A 1,775-nucleotide genomic window follows, 5' to 3' on the forward strand; every position below is an offset into this window, starting at 1 on the left:
TGCGCTTTGATCTTAACTCGAAAGAGTGAGAAAATCGAGAGAAGTAATAGTATGATCAGCGCCAAAAACCTGAGCCAAAACCTCGCCAGTCGCAGCAACTTGCAGCAGCGTGCCATTCGCCATCGGGTTAATTTGCAAAGCCTCAAAACTCAAGCCACCCGCCAGGACAAACTTATCAGTTCCTACGGCAAAATTGAACAGATTATCCATACCGCTATTAGCACTTAACACAAAGCGATCGCTCCCAATACCTCCAATCAAAGTATCATCGCCCCCATCACCAAACAGCCAATCATCCCCTGCACCTCCGTTGAGAATATCGTTATCTTTGCCTCCGTAAATAGTGTCATTACCCTCACCTCCGTTGAGAGTATCTTGACCTTCATTAGCGTATAAAAAGTCATCGCCGCTGTCCCCGTTGATACAGTCTTGCTGACCGTCTCCACCCACAGCGCCTCGGTCATTTTGCCCGCGATCGCCAAAAATGGTATCGTTACCCGGATCGCCACACAAAATATCGCTGCCATCATCACCGTAAATCAAGTCATCACCAGCATCTGCCTGTACTGCATCGTCATCCTTGCCACCACGAAGAATATCGTTACCAAAACCCCCACTCAAAGAGTCGGAACTCTCACCGCCGTTGAGTTGGTCATTGCCATCGCCTCCAAACAGCAAGTCGCGGCCGTCAACATCCGACACTAATTGGTTTTGCAAGCCGCCGTAAAGCGAATCGTCCCCCTCATCTCCGACAATAGTATCGGAACCGAGTTCGCCCCAAATCCGGTCGTTATCTTTGCCGCCGTAAATGAAGTCGTTACCTTTGCCGGCAAAAATGCTGTCGTTACCGCTACCGCCACCGATGATATCGCCGGTGTCGTTGCCGAAAATTAAGTCGCCTTCAGATGTGGCAATTGTGCTGCCTTGCTGAGTGCCGTAGTCACCGAGTATGGTGTCGGAACCTTGATTGCCGTAGAGAGTATCCGAGTCAGTTTCGCCAAAAATGCGATCGCCCGCTTTGCCTGCAAACAGCAAATCCCGTCCGTTGCCGCCCACCAGGGTATCGTCTTGTTCTTGACCGTTCATCAAGTCGTTGCCATCGCCTCCTAACAGCAAATCGAAGCCGTCGGGGTCGCTGTCTAGGGAGTTGAGGACGCCACCGAACAAAGAGTCGTCTCCGCTGTCGCCGTCAAGGGTGTCCGGGCCTTTGTCGCCCCAGATCAGGTCGTTGTCGATGCCACCATAGGCGATGTCAGGGCCTTTGCCGGAGTAAACGGTGTCGTTGCCTTGAGTGCCTGCAATGGCGTCGCCTGAAGACCCGCCGAAAATTAGGTCGCTGTCGTTGTCGGTCAAGTCGATGTTGTTGCCGTTGTCGCCGACTATGGTGTCGGAACCCCGATCTCCGTACACTGTGTCTCCATTGCGATCGCCAAAAATGCGATCGTCTTCCTTCCCGCCAAATACGACATCCTGGTCTTTGCCGCCGTAAACGATGTCGTTGCTTCTACCTGCTGCTATGAAGTCTCGCTGTTGGTCGCCGTAAACGATATCGCTGCCTGCTTCACCTAACACTGTGTCGTCGCCGCTTTTTGAGAGAAACAGTTGGTTGGTTTCGTTTCCTGTTAAGGAATCGTTTCCAGGAGTGCCTCTCATGGTGTTTTGGATGTCGATGAGTTGTGCGGCGTTGGAGTCGAAGTTGAGTATTTGCGAAGGCTGGGGTGGGATAAATGTGATGTTCGGTGGCTGGGGCAAGGGGTCGCAACCGCAACTGGTAT

1 protein-coding gene is annotated in these 1,775 nt (G+C 52.2%); it reads right to left on the reverse strand.

Annotated elements, in window-relative coordinates; translation table 11 throughout:
- Window positions 1–12: 12 nt before the first annotated feature.
- Window positions 13–1,775, reverse strand: a 1,763-nt coding sequence (locus QUA53_RS21975) for a calcium-binding protein (RefSeq protein WP_333101306.1), incomplete at its 5' end; no start/stop codon positions are given.

It is taken from the genome of Microcoleus sp. Pol12B3 (assembly GCF_036701355.1).
Taxonomy (GTDB): Bacteria; Cyanobacteriota; Cyanobacteriia; order Cyanobacteriales; family Microcoleaceae; genus Microcoleus.